Raw genomic sequence first — 19,291 nt, forward strand, 5'->3', positions numbered from 1 at the left:
CGTGCGCTAACTAATAAACTTTACACATTCATACGGGAGAAGCGAAAGTTCTTATAATTGTAGTTAACGCCGGGCGAAAATGGAAATAAAAACCTAGTATTAAATTACTATAAAAAACAACTTATTAACTAAACTCTGTAAATAATTGTAAAAAACTGGCCAGTGTTTCTTAACCGTTTATTACCAAGTTATACCCAAGTTATTAACTGCCCATCCATCACTAAATCGCGGGCCAGCGCATTCTTAATTTTCTGCCCTTGCCATTTCCCTAAGCCTACGGGCGCGCCGTTAAGCGTGAGGATCACTTCACCTTTGTGCTTGCTCGGCTCATCTAAACGGATATCCTGACCGTGAAAGTACTGCTGAGCTTGCTGTGGGTTTAGCGCCATGGTATTGCGCGTTGCATACTGGCCTAAACAGGTTGCGAACTCATGCTCTAGCCGCACCCCATTTCTGTGAGTGGTGCCTATTTGAATACCAATGCGCGAGTATTTAATGGCTGTAAATAATTGCTCATCGTCGATGTCGGGGAACAACCATACTTCCTTATCGCGCTGCATCAGTCGGCCAGCTAATTTACCCATGGCAAACTGTTGCTGCACATGTTGCTGCAGTTGCTGTTGGGCTTTTTTCTCCATTGCCGTAAAAGGGAAGCGACCTTTTTTGGTTTTCGGCGTACTGCTACTTTGGCTACTCAACTTTTTAAAGCGGGCGATAAAGAAGCCTTCACTATCGAAAAGCTGTGGCCACACATGTAAATAGCCATGCTCAGTGCAGGCTTTGTCGGCATCAGGGAACAGCCCATGCAAGGGGTCAATCTCGATAAGCCCTGGAAATTGGGCGAGCAAATACGCGCATACCGCATGATTTTCTACCGGGGTCAGTGTACAGGTAGAATAAACTAGTGTACCGCCGGGTTTTAAAGCATGAAATGCGCTTTTGATCAGCGTTTTTTGCACGTCGCTGATATCAATATTGGATTGTAGTGACCAGTTCTTTAATGCGTCTGGGTCTTTGCGCACGGTGCCTTCACCGGAGCATGGTGCATCGAGCAAAATGGCATCAAAGCTTTCCTGCATATAATCGCCGAAAACGGCACCATCAAAGTGCGATAAGCCAACATTGCGAGCGCCCACTCGTTTGAGTGTGGCACTGAGTGCTTTTAGCCGTGATGATGACAGTTCGTTGGCCACCAGCAATCCTTGGTTATCTAATAGCGCCACTAGCTGCGAGGTTTTACTGCCTGGTGCCGCCGCCATATCGAGCACCGTTTCAGCGCCTTCAAGGGCATCGGCTAGGGCCATCGGCGGCAACATGGAGCTGGCCTCTTGCACATAAATACAGCCACTTAAGTGAATGTCGGTGCGGCCAATGGGCAACGCCTGTTCTTCCTCTTGCGGGCGAGTGAGCCAAAATCCCTCAGGGCACCATGGAATAGCAGTAATGTGCCACTGTTTGTCGGCGCAATAATCGCGAAATGCTGCCACCGACATTTTTAATGTATTCACCCGTACCGCACGTTTCAGCGGGCGCTGGCAGGCAGCAACGAAGTCTTGTAATTGCAAGTGTTCGGGGAGGTAGGACGCAACGTCGTCCAAAAAGGCATCGGGAATATAAGTATGCTTATCCATCGCGATTTTAACTACAGCGGCTGTGACGGTGAGCTATAGTTTATCGCACCCGCTTTGGCATTGCTTTGCTTTTTAAGCTGTCGACACTTTTATGTAATAAAGCGAGTTTACAGTGTGTATAACGCTATAAACTGTGTTTATGTCGACAATTAAAGGTAGAGGTTATTGACAATTACCGGCATCGATCCCATAGTACAGGCCTAGATTGTCGACAATTTCGAGAAAAGCCGTGAGCGAACAGCTGCATTCACATCAACCTATTACCACTGCTGCCGATCAAGTGTTTGTTGATCTGCGCCGCGCTATTGTCGAGGGCGATATTGAGCAGGGCTCAAAAATATCCGAGCCCGAGCTGGCCAAACGCTTTGGGGTGTCACGTGCCACCCTGCGCGATGCCCTTAATCGCCTAGAGGCCTGTAATCTGGTCGAGCGCAAAGCCAACGTCGGTTGTCGTGTGGTGGCGCTTACGCCGGAGCGGTTAATTGAAGTCTATCAGGTACGCGCCGCACTCGAGGGGCTAGCCTGTCGCCTCGCCGCCGAGAACATGGCTGATGAAGAAATTGCCTCGCTGAAAGGCTTATTGAATAAACACCTTAACGAGCAACGTGTTAAAGAAGGCGAATCCTATTACCAAGAAGCGGGTGACTTGGATTTCCATTATCGCATTATTAAAGGCTCTAAAAACGAGCATTTATTCAACTTGTTATACAACGACCTATATCAGTTGATCCGCATGTATCGGGTGCAAATGGGAATGACAGGGCCAAGGGTATCCAAAGCCTTCGACGAACACCTTGCCATTATTAATGCCATTGACAATCGCGATGGCGAGCTTGCGGAGTTGCTGATGAAACGTCATATCAGCTACTCCATGAATAATATTGAAAATAAGTTTAACGCGGCCCACTCAGGGTAACCGCGCATCTAACAGGAGAACCCCATGTCCGCAGGAAAGAAATTTAGACAAGCATTGGCGGCAAACAAGCCGTTGCAAGTAGTGGGCACCATCAATGCTTACTGCGCCATTATGGCCAAACAACTGGGTCATCAGGCAATTTACCTCTCAGGTGGTGGCGTAGCCAACGCTTCTTATGGGTTGCCCGATTTGGGCATGACCTCATTGAACGACGTAATTGCCGATGTGCAACGTATTACTTCGGCCTGTGACTTACCTCTGTTGGTTGATATCGATACCGGTTGGGGCGGCGCATTCAATATCGCTAAAACCATTCGCGATATGGAAAAAGCCGGGGCCGCAGCGGTGCATATGGAAGATCAGGTGGCGCAAAAGCGCTGTGGTCACCGCCCGAATAAAGAAATCGTCTCAGTTGACGAGATGGTTGATCGCATTAAAGCCGCCGTTGATGCGCGCACTGACCCTGACTTTTTCATTATGGCGCGCACCGACTCGTTTGCTCAAGAAGGTCTAGAGGCCGCCATTGAACGCGCAAAAGCCTACGTGGCCGCCGGTGCCGATGGCATATTCGCAGAAGCGGTGCAAACCGAGGAGCACTATCGCGCCTTTGCTGAGGCCCTTGATGTGCCGATTCTCGCCAATATTACCGAGTTTGGTAAAACCGAGCTTTGGAATCGCAAAGAGCTGGGCGAGTGGGGCGTGGATATGGTGCTTTACCCGCTGTCGGCGTTCCGTGCCATGAATAAAGCGGCGGAGAATGTGTATAAATCAATTCTTGAAAATGGCGACCAAAAAGCGGTACTAGATGAGATGCAAACACGCATGGATCTGTACGATTATTTGGGCTATCACGAATACGAGAAAAAGCTCGACGCCTTGTTTGCCGAAGGCAAAAACAAGTAACGCATTGACAGTTTCAACAGGAAAAAACTCAGGAGCAAGAAAATGGTAGATAAAGCATTAGGTGGCGCAGGCTTGCGCGGACAAGTGGCCGGCGAAACGGCGTTGTGTACAGTAGGCAAAAGTGGCTCAGGGCTGACCTATCGTGGTTACGATATCAGTGAGCTGGCTGATAAGGTGCAATTTGAAGAGGTGGCGTATTTATTATCGCGCGGCGAGTTGCCAAACCAAGGCCAGCTGGTTGAATACAAAGCCAAACTAAAGTCGCTACGGGGCCTACCGCAAGCGCTGAAAAGCGTGTTAGAGACCATCCCTAAAGATGCACACCCGATGGACGTGATGCGTACCGGCTGTTCTATGCTTGGTAACCTAGAAACCGAAACTGATTTTGCCAATGCCGATGATGCTATCGACCGCATGGTGGCTATTTTCCCAAGCATTATCTGTTATTGGTATCGCTTTACCCATGACGGTGTGCGTATTGACGTAGAAACCGATGATGACACTGTGGGGGCGCATTTCTTACATCTGTTACATGACAAAGCGCCATCACAACTGTTTGCTGACGTAATGAATGTGTCGTTGATCCTGTATGCTGAGCATGAATTTAACGCCTCAACCTTTACCGCTCGTGTGTGTGCCTCAACCTTGTCAGACATTCATTCATGCGTAACCGGTGCCATTGGCTCATTGCGTGGTCCACTGCATGGCGGTGCCAATGAAGCGGCGATGGATATGATTGAAGGCTTTAAAGACGCCGAACACGCCGAGCAAGAGTTGATGAGCATGCTGGCACGAAAAGACAAAATCATGGGCTTTGGCCACGCCATTTATCGTGAGAGTGACCCACGCAATGTGATCATTAAGAAATACTCAGAGCGCTTGGCGAAAGAGGTGGGCGATGATGTGCTTTACCCCGTGTCGGTGCGCTGTGAAGAAGTAATGTGGCGCGAGAAAAAGCTGTTCTGTAATGCCGATTTCTTCCATGCCTCGGCGTATCACTTTATGGGCATCCCCACGAAGCTATTCACGCCTATTTTCGTGATGAGTCGCGTTACTGGCTGGACTGCTCATGTTAAAGAGCAACGTGCCAATAACCGTATTATCCGTCCAAGCGCCGAATACACTGGCCCGGATTCTCGTCCCGTGCCCGCGATGAGCGAGCGCTAAACACCGTTTCTTTATGGCAGCCTTTGGGCTGCCTTTTTCTGCAATGTAGAGCGAATTATGAATTCTTTATACCGTAAGCCGCTGCCCAACTCGGATCTGATTTACTACGATACCCAAGAGGCGGTGGATGCCATTGAGCCGGGGGCTTATGCCAAGCTCCCTTACACCTCAAAAGTTCTGGCTGAGAACCTTGTGCGTCGCTGCGAACCAGCGCAGTTAACCGCGAGCTTAGAGCAACTTATTTACCGTAAACGCGATTTGGATTTTCCTTGGTACCCAGCTCGGGTGGTGTGTCACGATATTTTGGGGCAAACCGCGCTGGTGGATTTAGCCGGTTTGCGTGACGCTATCGCCGCGAAAGGCGGCGATCCGGCCAAGGTTAACCCTGTGGTGCCAACCCAGCTGATCGTTGACCATTCACTGGCGGTGGAACATGCAGGGTTTGAAGAGGATGCCTTTGAGAAAAACCGCGCCATTGAAGACCGCCGCAACGAAGATCGCTTCCACTTTATTAACTGGACCAAAACAGCGTTCAAGAATGTCGATGTGATCCCACCGGGCAACGGCATTATGCACCAGATTAACCTGGAGAAGATGTCGCCGGTGATCCAAGCCCGTGATGGGGTTGCCTTTCCAGATACCCTAGTGGGCACCGATAGCCATACCCCGCATGTGGACGCGTTAGGCGTTATTGCCGTGGGCGTTGGCGGCCTAGAAGCCGAAAGCGTGATGCTCGGGCGAGCTTCTTATATGCGCTTGCCTGATATTGTTGGTGTGGAGCTAACCGGTAAGCCCCAACCGGGCATTACCGCAACCGACATTGTCCTGGCGCTAACCGAGTTTTTACGTCAGCAGCGTGTTGTTTCAAGCTACTTAGAGTTTTTCGGCGAGGGCGCAAGCCACCTTACTTTGGGCGATCGCGCCACCATTTCCAATATGACACCTGAATATGGTGCCACAGCGGCAATGTTCTATATCGATGAACAAACCATTGATTATCTTAAACTCACCGGTCGTGATGACGAGCAGGTACAGTTAGTTGAGCAGTACGCGAAACACACAGGCCTGTGGGCAGATGCGATGACCCAAGCTCAGTATGAGCGGGTATTGCGTTTTGATTTAAGTGCCGTGGGTCGCAACTTAGCTGGGCCATCAAACCCTCATGCTCGCCTCGCGACCGCCGATTTGCAAGCACGAGGCATAGCCAAAGAAGTTGAGCAACAGCCTGGGTTAATGCCCGATGGAGCGGTGATCATTGCCGCCATCACCAGCTGTACCAATACCTCAAACCCACGTAATGTGATAGCTGCCGGGTTGTTAGCGCGTAACGCCAATAAACACGGTTTAATGCGTAAGCCTTGGGTGAAAACCTCACTGGCGTCGGGCTCAAAAGCGGTAAAACTCTATCTTGAAGAAGCCAATCTGCTGCCCGAGTTGGAGCAGTTAGGTTTTGGTGTGGTCGGTTTTGCCTGTACATCCTGTAACGGTATGAGTGGCGCACTCGACCCGCAAATTCAAAAAGAAGTGGTGGAGCGAGATCTTTACGCCACAGCGGTGCTCTCAGGGAATCGTAACTTTGATGGTCGTATCCATCCCTACGCTAAGCAAGCGTTTTTAGCATCACCGCCTTTGGTGGTTGCCTACGCCATTGCCGGTACCATTCGCTTTGATATTGAAAAGGATATTCTAGGTCATGATAGCGATGGCAATGCCATTACCTTAAAAGACCTATGGCCAAGCGATGAAGAAATCGATGCGGTGATTGCCAAGAGCGTTAAGCCGGAGCATTTCCGTCAGGTCTATGAGCCGATGTTCGATTTAAGTGTCGACTATGGCGAGAAAAACGACCCGCTCTATCAGTGGCGAGAAAAAAGCACCTACATTCGTCGTCCGCCTTACTGGGAAGGCGCGTTGGCAGCAGAGCGTACACTCACGGATCTGCGCCCTTTAGCGGTATTAGGGGATAATATCACCACCGATCACCTGTCGCCATCAAACGCCATCCTCGCCAGCAGTGCGGCGGGGGAATATTTAGCGTCGATGGGGGTGCCGGAGGAAGACTTTAACTCTTATGCCACGCACCGTGGTGACCATCTAACTGCTCAACGGGCGACCTTTGCTAACCCAAGACTACGCAACGAAATGGCCGTAGTTGACGGGGAAGTGCAAGAGGGCTCGTTGACGCGTTTAGAGCCGCAAGGCGAAGTCATGCGTATGTGGGAAGCAATAGAAACCTACATGCAGCGCAAACAGCCGCTGATTATCGTCGCTGGTGCTGATTATGGTCAGGGCTCATCACGGGACTGGGCCGCCAAAGGCGTACGCTTAGCGGGTGTGGAAGTGATCTTAGCCGAAGGCTTTGAGCGCATTCACCGTACCAACCTGATTGGTATGGGTGTGTTGCCGCTGGAGTTCAGCGCCGGTGAAAATCGCAAGACCTTGGCCCTCGATGGCAGTGAAACCTACAGTGTGGTGGGTGAGCCAGCACCGGGAGCCAGTCTTGAAGTGCGCATTACCCGTGCCAATGGCGACGAGCTCACAATTACTAGCAAATGCCGTCTCGATACCCAGGAAGAGCTGTCGATTTACAGCGCCGGCGGGGTATTGCAGCGTTTTGCGAAGGACTTCCTCGAGGCCACCACCTAGCAACAACAGGTGGGCTGCGGCCCACCTTGACTGAGGTAGATAAATGTTACAACAAATAAAAATACCGGCCACATACATGCGCGGCGGCACCAGCAAAGGGGTGTTTTTCGCACTCGATGACTTACCTGAGCCAGCGCAACAACCCGGACCTTATCGTGATGCCTTGTTGCTCCGTGTTATCGGCAGTCCCGACCCCTATGGTAAACACACCGATGGCATGGGTGGGGCGACATCCAGCACCAGTAAAACGGTGATCCTCTCAAAAAGTACGCAAGCCGAGCACGATGTTGACTATTTGTTTGGTCAAGTGGCCATAGATAAAGCATTCATCGATTGGAGCGGTAACTGTGGCAATTTAACCGCAGCGGTGGGCGCGTTTGCCATCAATAATGGCCTAGTCGATAACCACCGAATTCCTGAAAACGGCATCGCCGAGGTGCGTATTTGGCAGGCCAATATTGAGAAAACCATTATTGCCCATGTACCCATGCAAGATGGGTTAGTACAAGAGCTGGGTGATTTTGAGCTCGATGGTGTTACTTTTCCTGCCGCAGAGGTCAAAATTGATTTTATCTCGCCGGTGGGTGAGGGCGCAGTGCTGCCAACGGGTAACGCAGTGGATAGCCTAGCGGTGCCGGGCGAAGGGGAGCTTAAAGCCAGCTTTATCAATGCTGGGATCCCCACTATTTTCGTTAATGCCGAGGCATTGGGGTATCGTGGTAATGAATTGCAAGAACACATTAATGGCGACCCTGAGGCGCTGGCTCGTTTTGAGCGTATCCGTGCCTATGGCGCCTTAAAAATGGGGCTCATCAAGGATATCGACGAGGCGCAAGCGCGTCAGCATACACCGAAAATTGCTATGGTGGCACCGCCGAGCGATTATACTGCCTCCAGCGGTAAAGCAATCAATGGCGATGACATTGATGTGCAAGTACGCGCTTTATCAATGGGCAAATTACACCATGCGATGATGGGCACCGCCGCCGTAGCCATTGCTACTGCCGCTGCGATACCCGGCACCTTAGTGAATATTGCCGCCGGTGGGCAAACGCGCAACGGCGTGACCTTCGGACACCCCTCAGGGACTTTGCAGGTGGGAGCGAAGGTGACGATGCAATCCCAAGATTGTGACGTGCACAGCGTCAGCATGAGCCGCAGCGCGCGACGACTGATGGCAGGCTGGGTTTACGTTCCTGAACCGCAATCGTGACACTCAAAAAAACCGAGCACCTTGAGGGTTGCTCGGTTTTTTTGTACCCAGAGCTGATCTCTGCTACCGTAACTGCCGTACTGAAAAACAGTCAATAAAGCTTTGCTATCAAGCGATTATGGCTAATTCTGTTGCTTTTTTGGGTTTTATTTAATAATCTTAATGATAGCTATTAACATTACGGAGAAAGGTATGTTTAAATCTCTCACTGCCATTGCGGCTTTGTTCTTTTCGTCAATGACCTTTGCCAATTGCGAATTTACCATCGAAGGTAACGACGCAATGCAATTTAATAAAAAATCAATGGAAGTCCCTAAAAGCTGTGAAACAGTTAAAGTCACGCTTAAGCACACAGGTAAGATCCCTAAGAAATCAATGGGTCATAACTGGGTGCTAACCACTAAAGGTGACATGCAGGCTGTAGCCAGTGCCGGTATGGGCGCGGGCTTAGATAACAACTACCTGCCTGCAGGTGATGAGCGCATTATTGCTGCTACCGACATCATTGGCGGCGGTGAGCAAACCACGGTGGAATTTTCTACCAAAGATATGAGTGCTGACGGCGAGTATATGTTTTTCTGCTCGTTCCCTGGCCACTCAGCGTTAATGAAAGGCACTTTCAAGCTTATCTAACGCCAAACAAGCCGAGCGTCCGCTCGGCTTTGCTCTCTTTCCCGCCTTTACCTTTCGCTCTTGTTATTTTGTGCAATATAAGCGCTCGGCGCTTGCCCGTAGTACTGCTTAAAGCTGCGGCTAAAATGACTAATACTATTGAACCCACAGGCAAAGCAAGTTTCGGTGACGGCTTTAGAGCGCTCTAGCATTAAACCTGCATGTTCTAAACGGCGCTTAAGAATGTAAGCATGGGGAGTCATGCCCAAATGGCGGCGAAACTCACTAAAGAATTTGCTGCGGCTCATACAGGCGAGGCGAGCAAGGGTATCCACATCGAGTGGGGCGGCAATATGCTGCTCAATGTGGCTTAAGACTTGATGAAGAGCGGTTGCCTGCGGGTCGTGTAAAGCGCAGCGCAATAACGCGTGATGATCTTGTTCGCGTAGTAGCCGCACAATCAGCTCGGTGGTTGCCAGCTCAATCAGTAAGGCTCTGTCGCTTTTATTTTCCGTAAATGCCCCGGCCAAGCGCTGGTAGATGGCCTCGGTGGTGGTGCTATGGGTAAGCTGCAGAGTCGCAGGTTGCTGATCCTGATAGCTGCACTGGGCGCTTAATGACATTTGCTCGGCTACATTGGCGATGCGCTCGGCGTCGACTTCAAGGGTCAGGCAACGGGTTGGACGCTCTAGGGTCGCTAATGGAAAGTCGATGTGCACCTGCTCATCGGCGGCGATAACAAAGCTTTGCCCTGGGGTGAAATCCCGCGCCTGCTGTAAGCTTTGGTGATGCATTACCTTTTTACCCTCGACCATGGCACAAAACATCAGCTCATCGGTGCGAAAGGGGACTTGTTCACAGCGCTCAAAGGTTTCATACATGCACAATTGAATGCCAGGCGCATTCACGACACTGCGATGGTCAATAAGAGTGTGGACGCTGTCGAAAGCGCTGGGGTTGCCATATAACATGTTTAATTCCTTTGCTTTGTGCTTGCTCTAGCATGGCTAAAAAATGGACATTTAGTCAAGCGCTTTGGATGTAAAGACAACCGCTTCACGGGCAAAGTTGTGTAGTTTTGCAGTGATGCAACAACAAGGACAATAACGATGATATACGCAAATCCTAATACTCCCGGTGCGGTGGTTGATTTTAAGCCGCAATATGAGAATTACATTGGTGGTCAATGGGTAAGCCCGGTGCAAGGTCGGTATTTTGATAACACCACACCGGTGACTGGGGAGGTTATTTGTAAAATCCCGCAATCGTGTGCAAAAGACATTGAACTGGCCTTGGATGCGGCGCACCAAGCACAGCAATCATGGGGCAAAACATCGGTGACAGAGCGCAGCAACTTATTGCTGGCGATTGCTCAGCGGGTGCAAGAGCACAGCGAGCAGCTGGCCGTTGCTGAAACCTGGGATAACGGTAAAGCAGTGCGCGAGACGCTGAATGCCGATATTCCCCTGGTGGCCGATCACTTTCGTTATTTTGCCGGCTGTATTCGCGCTCAAGAGGGCAGTATTGGTGATTTAGATGAGCATACCGTGGCCTATCATTTTTACGAGCCTTTAGGGGTGGTTGGGCAAATTATTCCCTGGAATTTTCCGTTGTTGATGGCGGCGTGGAAACTAGCACCGGCACTGGCGGCAGGGAACAGTGTGGTGCTCAAACCGGCGGAGCAAACCCCAGTATCCATTTTGAAATTTATCGAACTCATTGGCGATATTTTGCCTGCGGGGGTGCTTAATGTGGTCAATGGCTATGGCGCCGAAGCGGGTCAGGCATTGGCCAGCAGCACGCGCATTGCAAAAATTGCCTTTACCGGCTCGACCCCGGTGGGAGCGCATATTCTTAAGTGTGCCGCCGAGAATATCATTCCCTCCACGGTGGAATTAGGCGGTAAATCTCCCAATGTCTATTTTGCCGATGTATTGAATCAAAGTGATGAATTTATTGATAAGTGCGTTGAAGGCGCCGTGCTGGCCTTTTTCAATCAAGGGGAAGTGTGTACTTGTCCATCGCGGTTATTAGTACAAGAGAGTATGTACGACGAATTTATCGCCCGGGTAATTGCCCGCACCAAGCAAATTAAACGCGGTAATCCGCTCGATACCGACACCATGGTTGGCGCTCAAGCCTCCCAGCAGCAATTCGATAAAATCATGAGTTACTTTAGCATCGGCAAGGAAGAAGGTGCCGAAGTGCTTATCGGCGGTGATGCCGAACGCTTCGACAATGAGCTTAATAATGGTTTTTATATTCAGCCGACCTTACTCAAAGGGCACAATCAAATGCGGGTGTTCCGCGAGGAAATCTTTGGTCCTGTGGTCAGTGTCACTACCTTTAAGGACGAACAAGAAGCGATTGCCATTGCCAACGATACCGAGTTTGGGTTGGGCGCAGGGCTTTGGACGCGGGATATGAATCGTGCCTATCGGGTTGGTCGAGCTATTGAGGCGGGTCGGGTGTGGACCAATTGTTATCATCATTATCCTGCCCATGCCGCGTTTGGCGGTTATAAAAAATCGGGTGTTGGCCGCGAAACGCATAAGATGATGCTTGAGCACTATCAGCAAACCAAAAACCTACTGGTTAGCTACAGTGATAACGCCTTAGGGTTTTTCTAACTCACCATCCCCCATAACGTCTTGATATATTTCCTTGGCAAGACAACAAAAAAGGGCAGGTAACCCCTGCCCATAACTGACTCATAGTGCGCTATCAGTGAACCTTATTTGGTTTTGAGTAACCATTCGCTTAGTAGCCTGACCCCGTAGCCGGTGCCGCCTATATTCACTTCACCGTCAGCCTTGCTCGCTAACGCATTACCGGCAATATCGAGGTGAACCCAGCGAGTGTCTCCAGCAAAGTGTTGTAAGAATGAAGCCGCCGTGGTTGCTCCCGGGCCTCCTGAGCCGATGTTTTGAATATCAGCAATGTCTGACTTTAACTTGTCTTTATAGCCTAAAGGTAAGCGCCATACTTGCTCATTCACCGCTTTGCCTGCTGCCGTTAATTCGCTGACTAATTGCTCGTCATCAGAGAAAATTGCGCTATAGCGATTGCCTACGGCGCGTACTTTTGAGCCAGTGAGTGTGGCTACATCCACCATAATCTGCGGCTTAAACTGGCTGCGCGCATACCACATGGCATCGCTGAGCACTAACCGGCCTTCGGCGTCGGTATTGAGTACCTCGACACTTAAGCCTTCAGCGGTGCGCAGGATGTCTCCCGGCGCTATGGCGGTTTCAGACACCATGTTGGCGGCCATGCCCATTACGGCAACGACATTAACGTCGGCTTTGCTCAGTGCCATGGCTTTTACGGTACCTAGCACCGCCGCAGCACCGGCCATGTCGGATTTCATCCGTGCGATTGAAGCGCCGGTTTTAATACTATAGCCGCCCGAATCAAAGGTAATGCCTTTACCAACCAAAGCAATGGGTGCGTCATCGCTGCCTTGATAATGTGCGACAACCAGTCGAGCACCGTCCTTGCTGCCTCGGCCAACGCCTTCCAACGCCCCCATGCCGAGGGCTTTAATCTGCTCAGGCCCCAATACCTCGACTTTAACACCAAGTTCGCCTAGTTGCTGCGCTGCTTGTGCAAACTCTACAGGGGTTAAGGCGCTCGGCACCTCGGAGGTGAGGTCGCGGGCTAAAAATACACCTTGCTCGATATGACTTAAGGCTTGATATGCCTGCTCGGCGCGCGCTTGATCAGCAACATCAAAGTGATAGCTTAGCGTCGTCTTTGCTGCATCGCTTTGTTTATAGGTGTCGAAGCTGTGGTCGCGCAGGTTAACGCCATGGGCAAATTGAGCCGCTAATTCGGTATTAGATAGCTGCCCATTGATAGTGGCAAAATCGATGTTTGCCGTCGTCACCTTCATGCCCTCAAGCAGGCCATGCACGTTGCCACCGAGTTTGGCGATACGCGCTGCATCAAGCTCATCCTGAGCGCCAAGGCCGACGACAACGACGCGTTCATAGTTTGAGTCTACAGGGGCTAGAAGCTGTACATGCTTATTATACTCGCCGTTAAACTGGGCGGTGTTAAGTGCTTTTTGTAATTGTTGTTGCGCTTGTGGTGATAACACTGAGGTATTGAGCGTTTGGTCTTGCTCTTGCAGCAACACCAAAGTGCCGTTACTTGCTAATTCGCTATGGAATTGGATATCGGCCCCATGGCTGCTGGCTGCAACCATGGCTAACGACAATGCACTGAGTTTAAGGTACGACATAGACTTTCCCTTTAATACGTTAAATCGCTGCCTTTTTACCTTATTTCAGTGCATTTGATAACAGTTTGTCGTTCAATCGCGGGTTTTTGCCGACTAACGCCCTGATTGTGAGCGACGCTCATGCTTCTTGCGCTGCAACCAGCGTCGGCGCGCGAAACGGCGCATGTTAGCAATTTGGTCGGTTTCATCCAAAATAGCTTGGCCAATAATGGTTTCTATGATGTCTTCTAAGGTGATTAAACCTTGCCATGAGCCGTATTCATCATACACCAAGCACATGTGTTGCTGCTCTTCAATTAACTGGCTTAACAAGTGTTCCACGCTGATGTTATTGGCAACCACTTTAGCCTTACGCGCCAGCTCAATAGCGTATTCTTTGTCGCCGGTGGCAATTAAATCACTTTTAAATAACACCCCATGTGGGGCTTCATCGTCATCAAGCAGTGGGAAGCGAGAAAATTGGCTCTCGATTACTTTTTCACGCACCTCACTAAGATGGGCATCGGGTTTGAGCGTTTCACATACAATGCGCGGCGTCATAATATCGCGCACCTTGATGGTATGAAGGTCAAGAATGTTGGCGATAGCGCGGTGCTCACTGTCATCAATACTGTTTATTTCTGCTCCCAGTGATGCCAAGGCTTTTAACTCGACGCGCAAATCTTCCTCAGTGGCGCTGCCGCCAAGCAGTCGAGTAATTCTGTCTGATATCCAAATAAATGGCTTGAGTACCCATATTAAAAAGTTGAGCAGTGGAGGCATGGCCACCGCAATTTGCGGCCAGAACCGCGCACCTAGGGTTTTCGGGATGATCTCCGAGAGCAATAAAATAAGAATGGTCATCACCGCTGAGGCAATGCCTAAGTAACCATTCCCAAACACCACGGTGACTTGCGCACCGACACCCGCAGCGCCGACGGTGTGGGCTACCGTGTTTAAGGTAAGAATGGCAGCCAAAGGTTGGTCGATGCGATCTTTTAAGCGCTTGAGTTGGGTGTAACGCTGTGGGTGTTCAAGCTTTTGCTTGGCGATAAAGCTGGGGGTAATGGATAGCAATGCTGCTTCAAGAACAGAACAAATAAACGACACGGCGATAGATAGCACCGCGAAAGCGATAAGTAATATCATGGTTGCTCTGGGCAATCCTTCTTAGTTAGTTGAAAAATGCTATACGCAAAGCATGTATATTGAGGTCAAAAACAATAGATCAAGCGCGACCTTATGACAATATGGCAATCAAAATAACGCGGGCTAAAACTTATGTTCAGCCCGCGTTTGGGACTAGCCTGCCAGCTTGGCTTGGGTGCTGTGAATAACCCAATATGCCCCGGTTATTACTGCAAGTGTGGGCAGCGCTAATTTGGCAAAATGAACCATCAGCGGCTGCTCAAGGTGTGTGAATACGCTTAGCAAACCATACAGTGTGATGAGCATTGCCAAGGCCAGGGCATTGCGTAAACCTTGGCTTTTAGTCATGTAGGTCACCAACATCCCCGTCAATATGCATGCGCTAGCGCCAATGGCTAAGATCAGTACAGTTAAGCTCATATCTTGGCTCGCTAAGCTTTGCGCCTGAGCTATATCCACTCCTTCGGGCAGCCAAACTTGGATTGCTACGGCACTGGCGATTGTGGCAACCAGCAGATAAGCTAAAAAAGCCAGTATTACAGATTTTATTACTAATTTATCGTTGAACATGGTGCTCTCCTTTTTGTTAATTGAATCAGTTAGCAAGGAGTGCAGGGCATGAACTTATAAGTCGAATTTAAAAACCTGTTTACGCCAACCGCGATAACAAATAACCGCGATAGACAATAACAGCGTGATGGCAACGGTATCTTTAAGTAGGGTCATGGTCTGTTGGTCAATGCTGCCACTTTGAAAAGCGGAGTATATCCCCCAAAAACCAAAACAGTTTGCGACAATCACCGCCAGCAGCCCAATGAAGTATTTTACTCGCAGGTGTTGCGATGCAGGTAAAGGTCGAGAAGGTATAGGCTGTGATGGTGGCACAGGTGCCTGGGTATTGTTCGTTGTCGATTGCGCAGCCAGTAATTGCTGGCAATCTAAATCAAGGGCGGCAGCAATGCTTTTAATGGACTCGCCGGAGGCCACGCCTTTGGCTTCTATTCTTTGCACCGTGCGTAAGCTCAATCCGGCTATCTCGGCAAGCTGCTCTTGTGATAGGCAACGTTTATCTCGTTGGTTTTTAATTTCTGTAGTATTGACGTTCATTTTCATTGTTGTGGTCTCCTTGCTAACTGAGCCTTTAAATTAGCAAGTGACCCGCTCCTACTGTACGTTAGCGATGTGTTATCTAGCCGACACTTTTACGACACTCAAGCGCCAGCGCCTGTTATTAGTGGCTTACACAAGCCTTGCATGCAATTTAAACAAATGCAACTTGGCGGTAAACATACGGGTTGCTCGATCGTTTTTTCGGCTTTTTTCGTACTAAGTCATAGTTTTAAGATCACAACCAACACGCAAATGAGTAAAGATAAAGCAGTGCCCACTTCCAAGTTCTCCCGGGCCTTACGATTTGGTTCATTGGCGGGGCGAGTAGCCAGCAATGTTGCCTATGGCGGCTTAAAATCCATGGTCACAGGGCAAAATAAAAGCACCAAAGAGTTAGTGTTAAACAGCAAAAATATTGAGCAATTGGCGCAGCAATTGGCGCATTTGCGTGGTGCGGCGATGAAACTCGGTCAGTTATTGTCGATGGACGCCGGCGAGCTATTAAGCCCAGAACTCAGTGCACTGTTGTCGCGGTTGCGTAATAAAGCCACACCCATGCCACATAAGCAGCTGACCCAAACCCTAAAGCAGCAATGGGGAGCTCATTGGCTAGACGGTTTGGCTAATTTTGAGCTGCGTCCTTTCGCTGCGGCATCCATCGGCCAGGTACACCGTGCATACACTGATAGCGGCACAAAGCTAGCCGTGAAAGTGCAATACCCTGGGGTCGCCAAAAGCATTGAAAGCGATGTGGATAATGTCGTGAGGCTGCTTAAGCTCACTGGTTTACTGCCAAAAGGATTGGACATTGACGAGCTAATTGCCGAGGCGAAAGCTCAGCTGCTTAATGAAGCGGACTACACCCTAGAGGCGCATTACATGAACCAGTACCAAGAAAAGCTGGGGCCAAGTTCACACTTTGTGGTGCCAAAAGCGCAGAGCGAGCTGTGCACTACGCAGATTTTAGCCATGGAATTCGTTGAGGGCGAGGCTATTGAGCAGGCGCTTAGCTGTACGCAAGAAGAGCGCAATCGTTTAGTGATACATCTACTCACCCTGTTTATGCATGAGCTCTTTGACTTTCGCTTAATGCAAACCGACCCCAATTTTGCTAATTACCTGTATCAGCGCGACACCGGTCGTATTGTACTGCTCGATTTTGGTGCGACCCGCGCCATTAGTGAGCCCATTAGTCGGGGGTATTGGCAGCTTATTCAGGGCGCCATAACAGGCGATCGCGGTGTCATGGCGCAAGCGGCCCGTGATATCGGTTATTTTAGTGATGATGTGGATAAAGCCTATGAGCATAACGTGCTCGATATTTTTGCTTTGGCCTGTGAACCGCTAACGGCAGACGGTGAGTACGACTTTGCCAGCAGTGATTTGGCTGCGAGAATCAAGCAAAAAGGCTTGGCAATGAGCAGTCGCGAACAGCAATGGCACAGCCCCCCTGTGGATGCACTGTTTATTCATCGCAAACTCGCTGGGCTATTCTTAATTGCAGCTAAGCTGCAGGCGAAGGTTAATGTTAGCGATATTTTTAATGAGCAAAGAAAAAGTAGTGGTGTGAGCTAACTCACACCTAATTAGGGACAAAAACGGGAGGGGTTAAGAGATTAGTAGTTTATTTCGATTTGACCTACAGAGACTGAACCTGTCTGCCATGTAGTACGGCACTGTAAGTTCAAGATTGCGTCTGGCTCAAAGTTATTATCAATTGTGGTGACATAATTCACGAATTGCTTAGACGAGATAGTATCATCTGATATATCTGTCCAATCAAACCCTTTACCAGTACCAAAACGAAGCCATTTGTCTTTGCCACCATCAGGCGTTTTACGAATTCGAGAGATTAGACAGCCTCCGGCTGATACATTAAGACCTTGAGTAATACCATGGACGGTAAGGGTCACATTCCCCATGTTTTCGTTCAGCGGCACACTACAGTGGAAGAAGCGCTCTGTGCGCGAAAATTTCGGATCAAAGATGAAATAACCATTGGCAGAAGCACCGACTTCTTCCAAGGCCACTTGGGTTAGCGCATTTAATTCACCTGATGAAGCAATAAGGTTGTTTATAGCCTCTGCTTTTAGCGCTGAGTCTTCAAAACAATGTGCTGCTCCGGGGAAAACAGCAGTTTGAGCGAATGCAGTACCTGAAGCTAGGGTAATAGCCGCTGCGATTAGTTTTGTTTTTAACATAGAAATTCCTTGTCAAATTGGTTGTCCCTAATACGTGTAACTTACCATGTATTTATGTTATAAGAATAAGAAATTATTATTATTTTTATTGCGTTTAGCTGTACGAGCTAAGAATTAACTAGCTCGAAGTACTGAGATGTAACTATATGACTAATATATAAATTAGGGATGATATGGGCTTTAAAGTAAATCATTACGCCGCAAGAACGATCAATCGTACCTTTAGTACCGATTGGGAAACACTCATCATTGAGTTGATCATTGGCGGCATCTGCGCCGTGTTGGCGGTCGTTGGCTATCAAGCAAATTTACTACTGGTGTTTGGCCCTGCAGGGCTCATTAGCGCCATTTGCTTTTTGGGCATTACCTATAACCTATACCAGTATTGGCAGGATAAGCGCCACTCGGCGACAGGTGATTAGAGAGGCTCTAGGCTCAAGGTAATTCGACGTTAGACTATCCAATGATGAGCGAGTAGGTTTTCCAGAGCATAAGTAACCATGAGCGATACGCCTAGCAAAAGAGCATTTGTCGTTGCTCGAACCAACCAAGGGGCGGCTGTATAGGAGAGCCTCTTGGGGGTTGATATTAATGCCAGTGCACCCATCAAGCCAAACCATGGAGTGAAAAACACAATTAGCTGCCATTTGATCAGGGAGACCGCTAAATCATGCAGCGCACCACTGAACAAAAACGTAATCCACACAGCTAACGCCTTAGGTAAGTAGATATTAAGAGGGCGCATAATATAACGCGACAAGTAATAGCCCCAGATGGGGTTCCAGTAATGCCAAAAGGTTGCGAACGAGCCTGCTCCAAAGGCGCGATAAAGCATATTCCTCAATGAGTGCGTTGCCCCCATGGGCACGCCATTTGTTCTTTTTACATATTGACCAAGTGACAGCATAAAGGCCTTTATCATAGAGATGATGAACATAGCCACGTACAAAGCGGGCTTGTGTGAACTAACTTCAGCTCACAACCGACTAGAGTAAACTTACCATCAGTGCTGCTATGTGCCAATTTTAACTATTGTTTTATAAAGTTTTACGAGTTCGGCTATACACCTGCTATCTCCAGCTCAACACACATACCCAACAAATAGTCTGTTAGTTCTCAGACTAAGTGAAAACTGGTGAACACGTACTGGTATCAAGCGCTTTATATTGTTTCTGGGCCCAGTATCCCATAAGGAATTTAGAATAACTGGCTGGTGGATGGTGTACTGTGAGGAAGCGAATTAGTGGCTAGATTGTGATAGCAAAGTGCGTTTAAAAAAAATCAAAGCAGTGTTTAACTACTGAATTAATAGAGAAATTTCGAGATGAGTTATGCAGGATATACTAACGAATTGATTCTAGGGGGAGAAGAATGGTCGGCATAGCAGGATTTGAACCTGCGACCCCTGACACCCCATGACAGTGCGCTACCAGGCTGCGCTATATGCCGACTTGGATTGCAATAGTACGGAAATATTTTGTAAATGCAAGTGTCGGCGGGTGCGTTTGCTTATAAAAC

The 19,291-nt window shown here is 49.2% G+C and carries 17 protein-coding genes and 1 tRNA gene; 9 read left to right on the forward strand and 9 right to left on the reverse strand.

The annotated features are described in order from the left end of the window. Window positions 1-188 precede the first annotated feature (188 nt). Complete coding sequence (gene rsmF, locus PRUTH_RS04065) at window positions 189-1,631, reverse strand: 16S rRNA (cytosine(1407)-C(5))-methyltransferase RsmF (protein WP_151172583.1); 1,443 nt, start codon at window positions 1,629-1,631, stop codon at window positions 189-191. 229 nt (window positions 1,632-1,860) lie between these two features. Between rsmF and PRUTH_RS04070 the strand changes: the two genes are divergently transcribed. From PRUTH_RS04070 to azu, 6 genes are all read left to right on the forward strand, one after another. Then, the gene (locus tag PRUTH_RS04070; RefSeq protein ID WP_022945943.1) at window positions 1,861-2,547 is read left to right on the forward strand and encodes a GntR family transcriptional regulator; all 687 of its coding nucleotides are present in this window, start codon (window positions 1,861-1,863) and stop codon (window positions 2,545-2,547) included. A 24-nt stretch (window positions 2,548-2,571) separates the two neighbouring features. Next, window positions 2,572-3,450 carry a methylisocitrate lyase gene (gene prpB / locus PRUTH_RS04075; protein WP_053910898.1) on the forward strand — a complete coding sequence of 293 codons (879 nt, stop codon included), beginning with the start codon at window positions 2,572-2,574 and terminating at the stop codon, window positions 3,448-3,450. Between the two features lie 42 nt (window positions 3,451-3,492). Beyond that, window positions 3,493-4,617 carry a bifunctional 2-methylcitrate synthase/citrate synthase gene (gene prpC, locus PRUTH_RS04080; protein ID WP_151172584.1) on the forward strand — a complete coding sequence of 375 codons (1,125 nt, stop codon included), beginning with the start codon at window positions 3,493-3,495 and terminating at the stop codon, window positions 4,615-4,617. 57 nt (window positions 4,618-4,674) lie between these two features. Next, complete coding sequence (gene acnD / locus PRUTH_RS04085) at window positions 4,675-7,263, forward strand: Fe/S-dependent 2-methylisocitrate dehydratase AcnD (RefSeq protein WP_151172585.1); 2,589 nt, start codon at window positions 4,675-4,677, stop codon at window positions 7,261-7,263. A 43-nt stretch (window positions 7,264-7,306) separates the two neighbouring features. Then, on the forward strand, window positions 7,307-8,476 hold the full coding sequence (gene prpF / locus PRUTH_RS04090; RefSeq protein ID WP_151172586.1) for a 2-methylaconitate cis-trans isomerase PrpF: 1,170 nt from the start codon (window positions 7,307-7,309) through the stop codon (window positions 8,474-8,476). Between the two features lie 192 nt (window positions 8,477-8,668). Next, the gene (gene azu, locus PRUTH_RS04095; protein ID WP_022943820.1) at window positions 8,669-9,109 is read left to right on the forward strand and encodes an azurin; all 441 of its coding nucleotides are present in this window, start codon (window positions 8,669-8,671) and stop codon (window positions 9,107-9,109) included. 47 nt (window positions 9,110-9,156) lie between these two features. Here the strand turns inward: azu and PRUTH_RS04100 are convergent, their stop codons facing one another. Beyond that, window positions 9,157-10,059 (reverse strand): AraC family transcriptional regulator, encoded by a 903-nt coding sequence (locus PRUTH_RS04100; protein WP_151172587.1) that lies wholly within the window; start codon window positions 10,057-10,059, stop codon window positions 9,157-9,159. A gap of 138 nt (window positions 10,060-10,197) precedes the next feature. Here PRUTH_RS04100 and exaC point away from each other — a divergent pair, with 138 nt between their 5' ends. After that, complete coding sequence (gene exaC, locus PRUTH_RS04105; RefSeq protein WP_045978412.1) at window positions 10,198-11,718, forward strand: acetaldehyde dehydrogenase ExaC; 1,521 nt, start codon at window positions 10,198-10,200, stop codon at window positions 11,716-11,718. 104 nt (window positions 11,719-11,822) lie between these two features. On the opposite strand, the gene PRUTH_RS04110 is transcribed toward exaC, so the two are convergent. The 4 genes from PRUTH_RS04110 to PRUTH_RS04125 all read right to left on the reverse strand — a co-directional run bounded on the left by PRUTH_RS04110 (window position 11,823) and on the right by PRUTH_RS04125 (window position 15,575). Next, complete coding sequence (locus PRUTH_RS04110) at window positions 11,823-13,334, reverse strand: leucyl aminopeptidase (RefSeq protein ID WP_151172588.1); 1,512 nt, start codon at window positions 13,332-13,334, stop codon at window positions 11,823-11,825. Between the two features lie 93 nt (window positions 13,335-13,427). Further along, window positions 13,428-14,462, reverse strand: coding sequence for a CNNM domain-containing protein (locus tag PRUTH_RS04115; RefSeq protein ID WP_151172589.1), 1,035 nt, complete (start codon window positions 14,460-14,462; stop codon window positions 13,428-13,430). Between the two features lie 153 nt (window positions 14,463-14,615). Next, window positions 14,616-15,032, reverse strand: coding sequence for a hypothetical protein (locus tag PRUTH_RS04120; protein ID WP_151172590.1), 417 nt, complete (start codon window positions 15,030-15,032; stop codon window positions 14,616-14,618). A 54-nt stretch (window positions 15,033-15,086) separates the two neighbouring features. Then, window positions 15,087-15,575: a helix-turn-helix domain-containing protein gene (locus PRUTH_RS04125; RefSeq protein WP_151172591.1), complete on the reverse strand. Its 489-nt coding sequence runs from the start codon at window positions 15,573-15,575 to the stop codon at window positions 15,087-15,089. A 249-nt stretch (window positions 15,576-15,824) separates the two neighbouring features. On the opposite strand from PRUTH_RS04125, the gene PRUTH_RS04130 reads away from it, so the two are divergent. Beyond that, a complete protein-coding gene (locus tag PRUTH_RS04130) occupies window positions 15,825-17,147 on the forward strand; it encodes an ABC1 kinase family protein (RefSeq protein WP_151172592.1) in 1,323 nt (440 codons plus the stop codon). A 41-nt stretch (window positions 17,148-17,188) separates the two neighbouring features. On the opposite strand, the gene PRUTH_RS04135 is transcribed toward PRUTH_RS04130, so the two are convergent. Continuing rightward, window positions 17,189-17,773 carry a hypothetical protein gene (locus PRUTH_RS04135; protein WP_151172593.1) on the reverse strand — a complete coding sequence of 195 codons (585 nt, stop codon included), beginning with the start codon at window positions 17,771-17,773 and terminating at the stop codon, window positions 17,189-17,191. Window positions 17,774-17,946: 173 nt separating this feature from the next. On the opposite strand from PRUTH_RS04135, the gene PRUTH_RS04140 reads away from it, so the two are divergent. After that, complete coding sequence (locus tag PRUTH_RS04140; protein ID WP_151172594.1) at window positions 17,947-18,195, forward strand: hypothetical protein; 249 nt, start codon at window positions 17,947-17,949, stop codon at window positions 18,193-18,195. Between the two features lie 29 nt (window positions 18,196-18,224). Here PRUTH_RS04140 and PRUTH_RS04145 read toward each other — a convergent pair whose 3' ends face one another. After that, entirely contained in the window at window positions 18,225-18,710 is a 486-nt protein-coding gene (locus PRUTH_RS04145; RefSeq protein ID WP_306669447.1) for an acyltransferase, read from the reverse strand. Between the two features lie 435 nt (window positions 18,711-19,145). Beyond that, window positions 19,146-19,222, reverse strand: a tRNA-Pro gene (locus PRUTH_RS04150). Between the last annotated feature and the right edge of the window lie 69 nt (window positions 19,223-19,291).

Origin of the sequence: Pseudoalteromonas ruthenica, from assembly GCF_008808095.1 — a bacterium.
Classification (GTDB): Bacteria; Pseudomonadota; Gammaproteobacteria; order Enterobacterales; family Alteromonadaceae; genus Pseudoalteromonas; species Pseudoalteromonas ruthenica.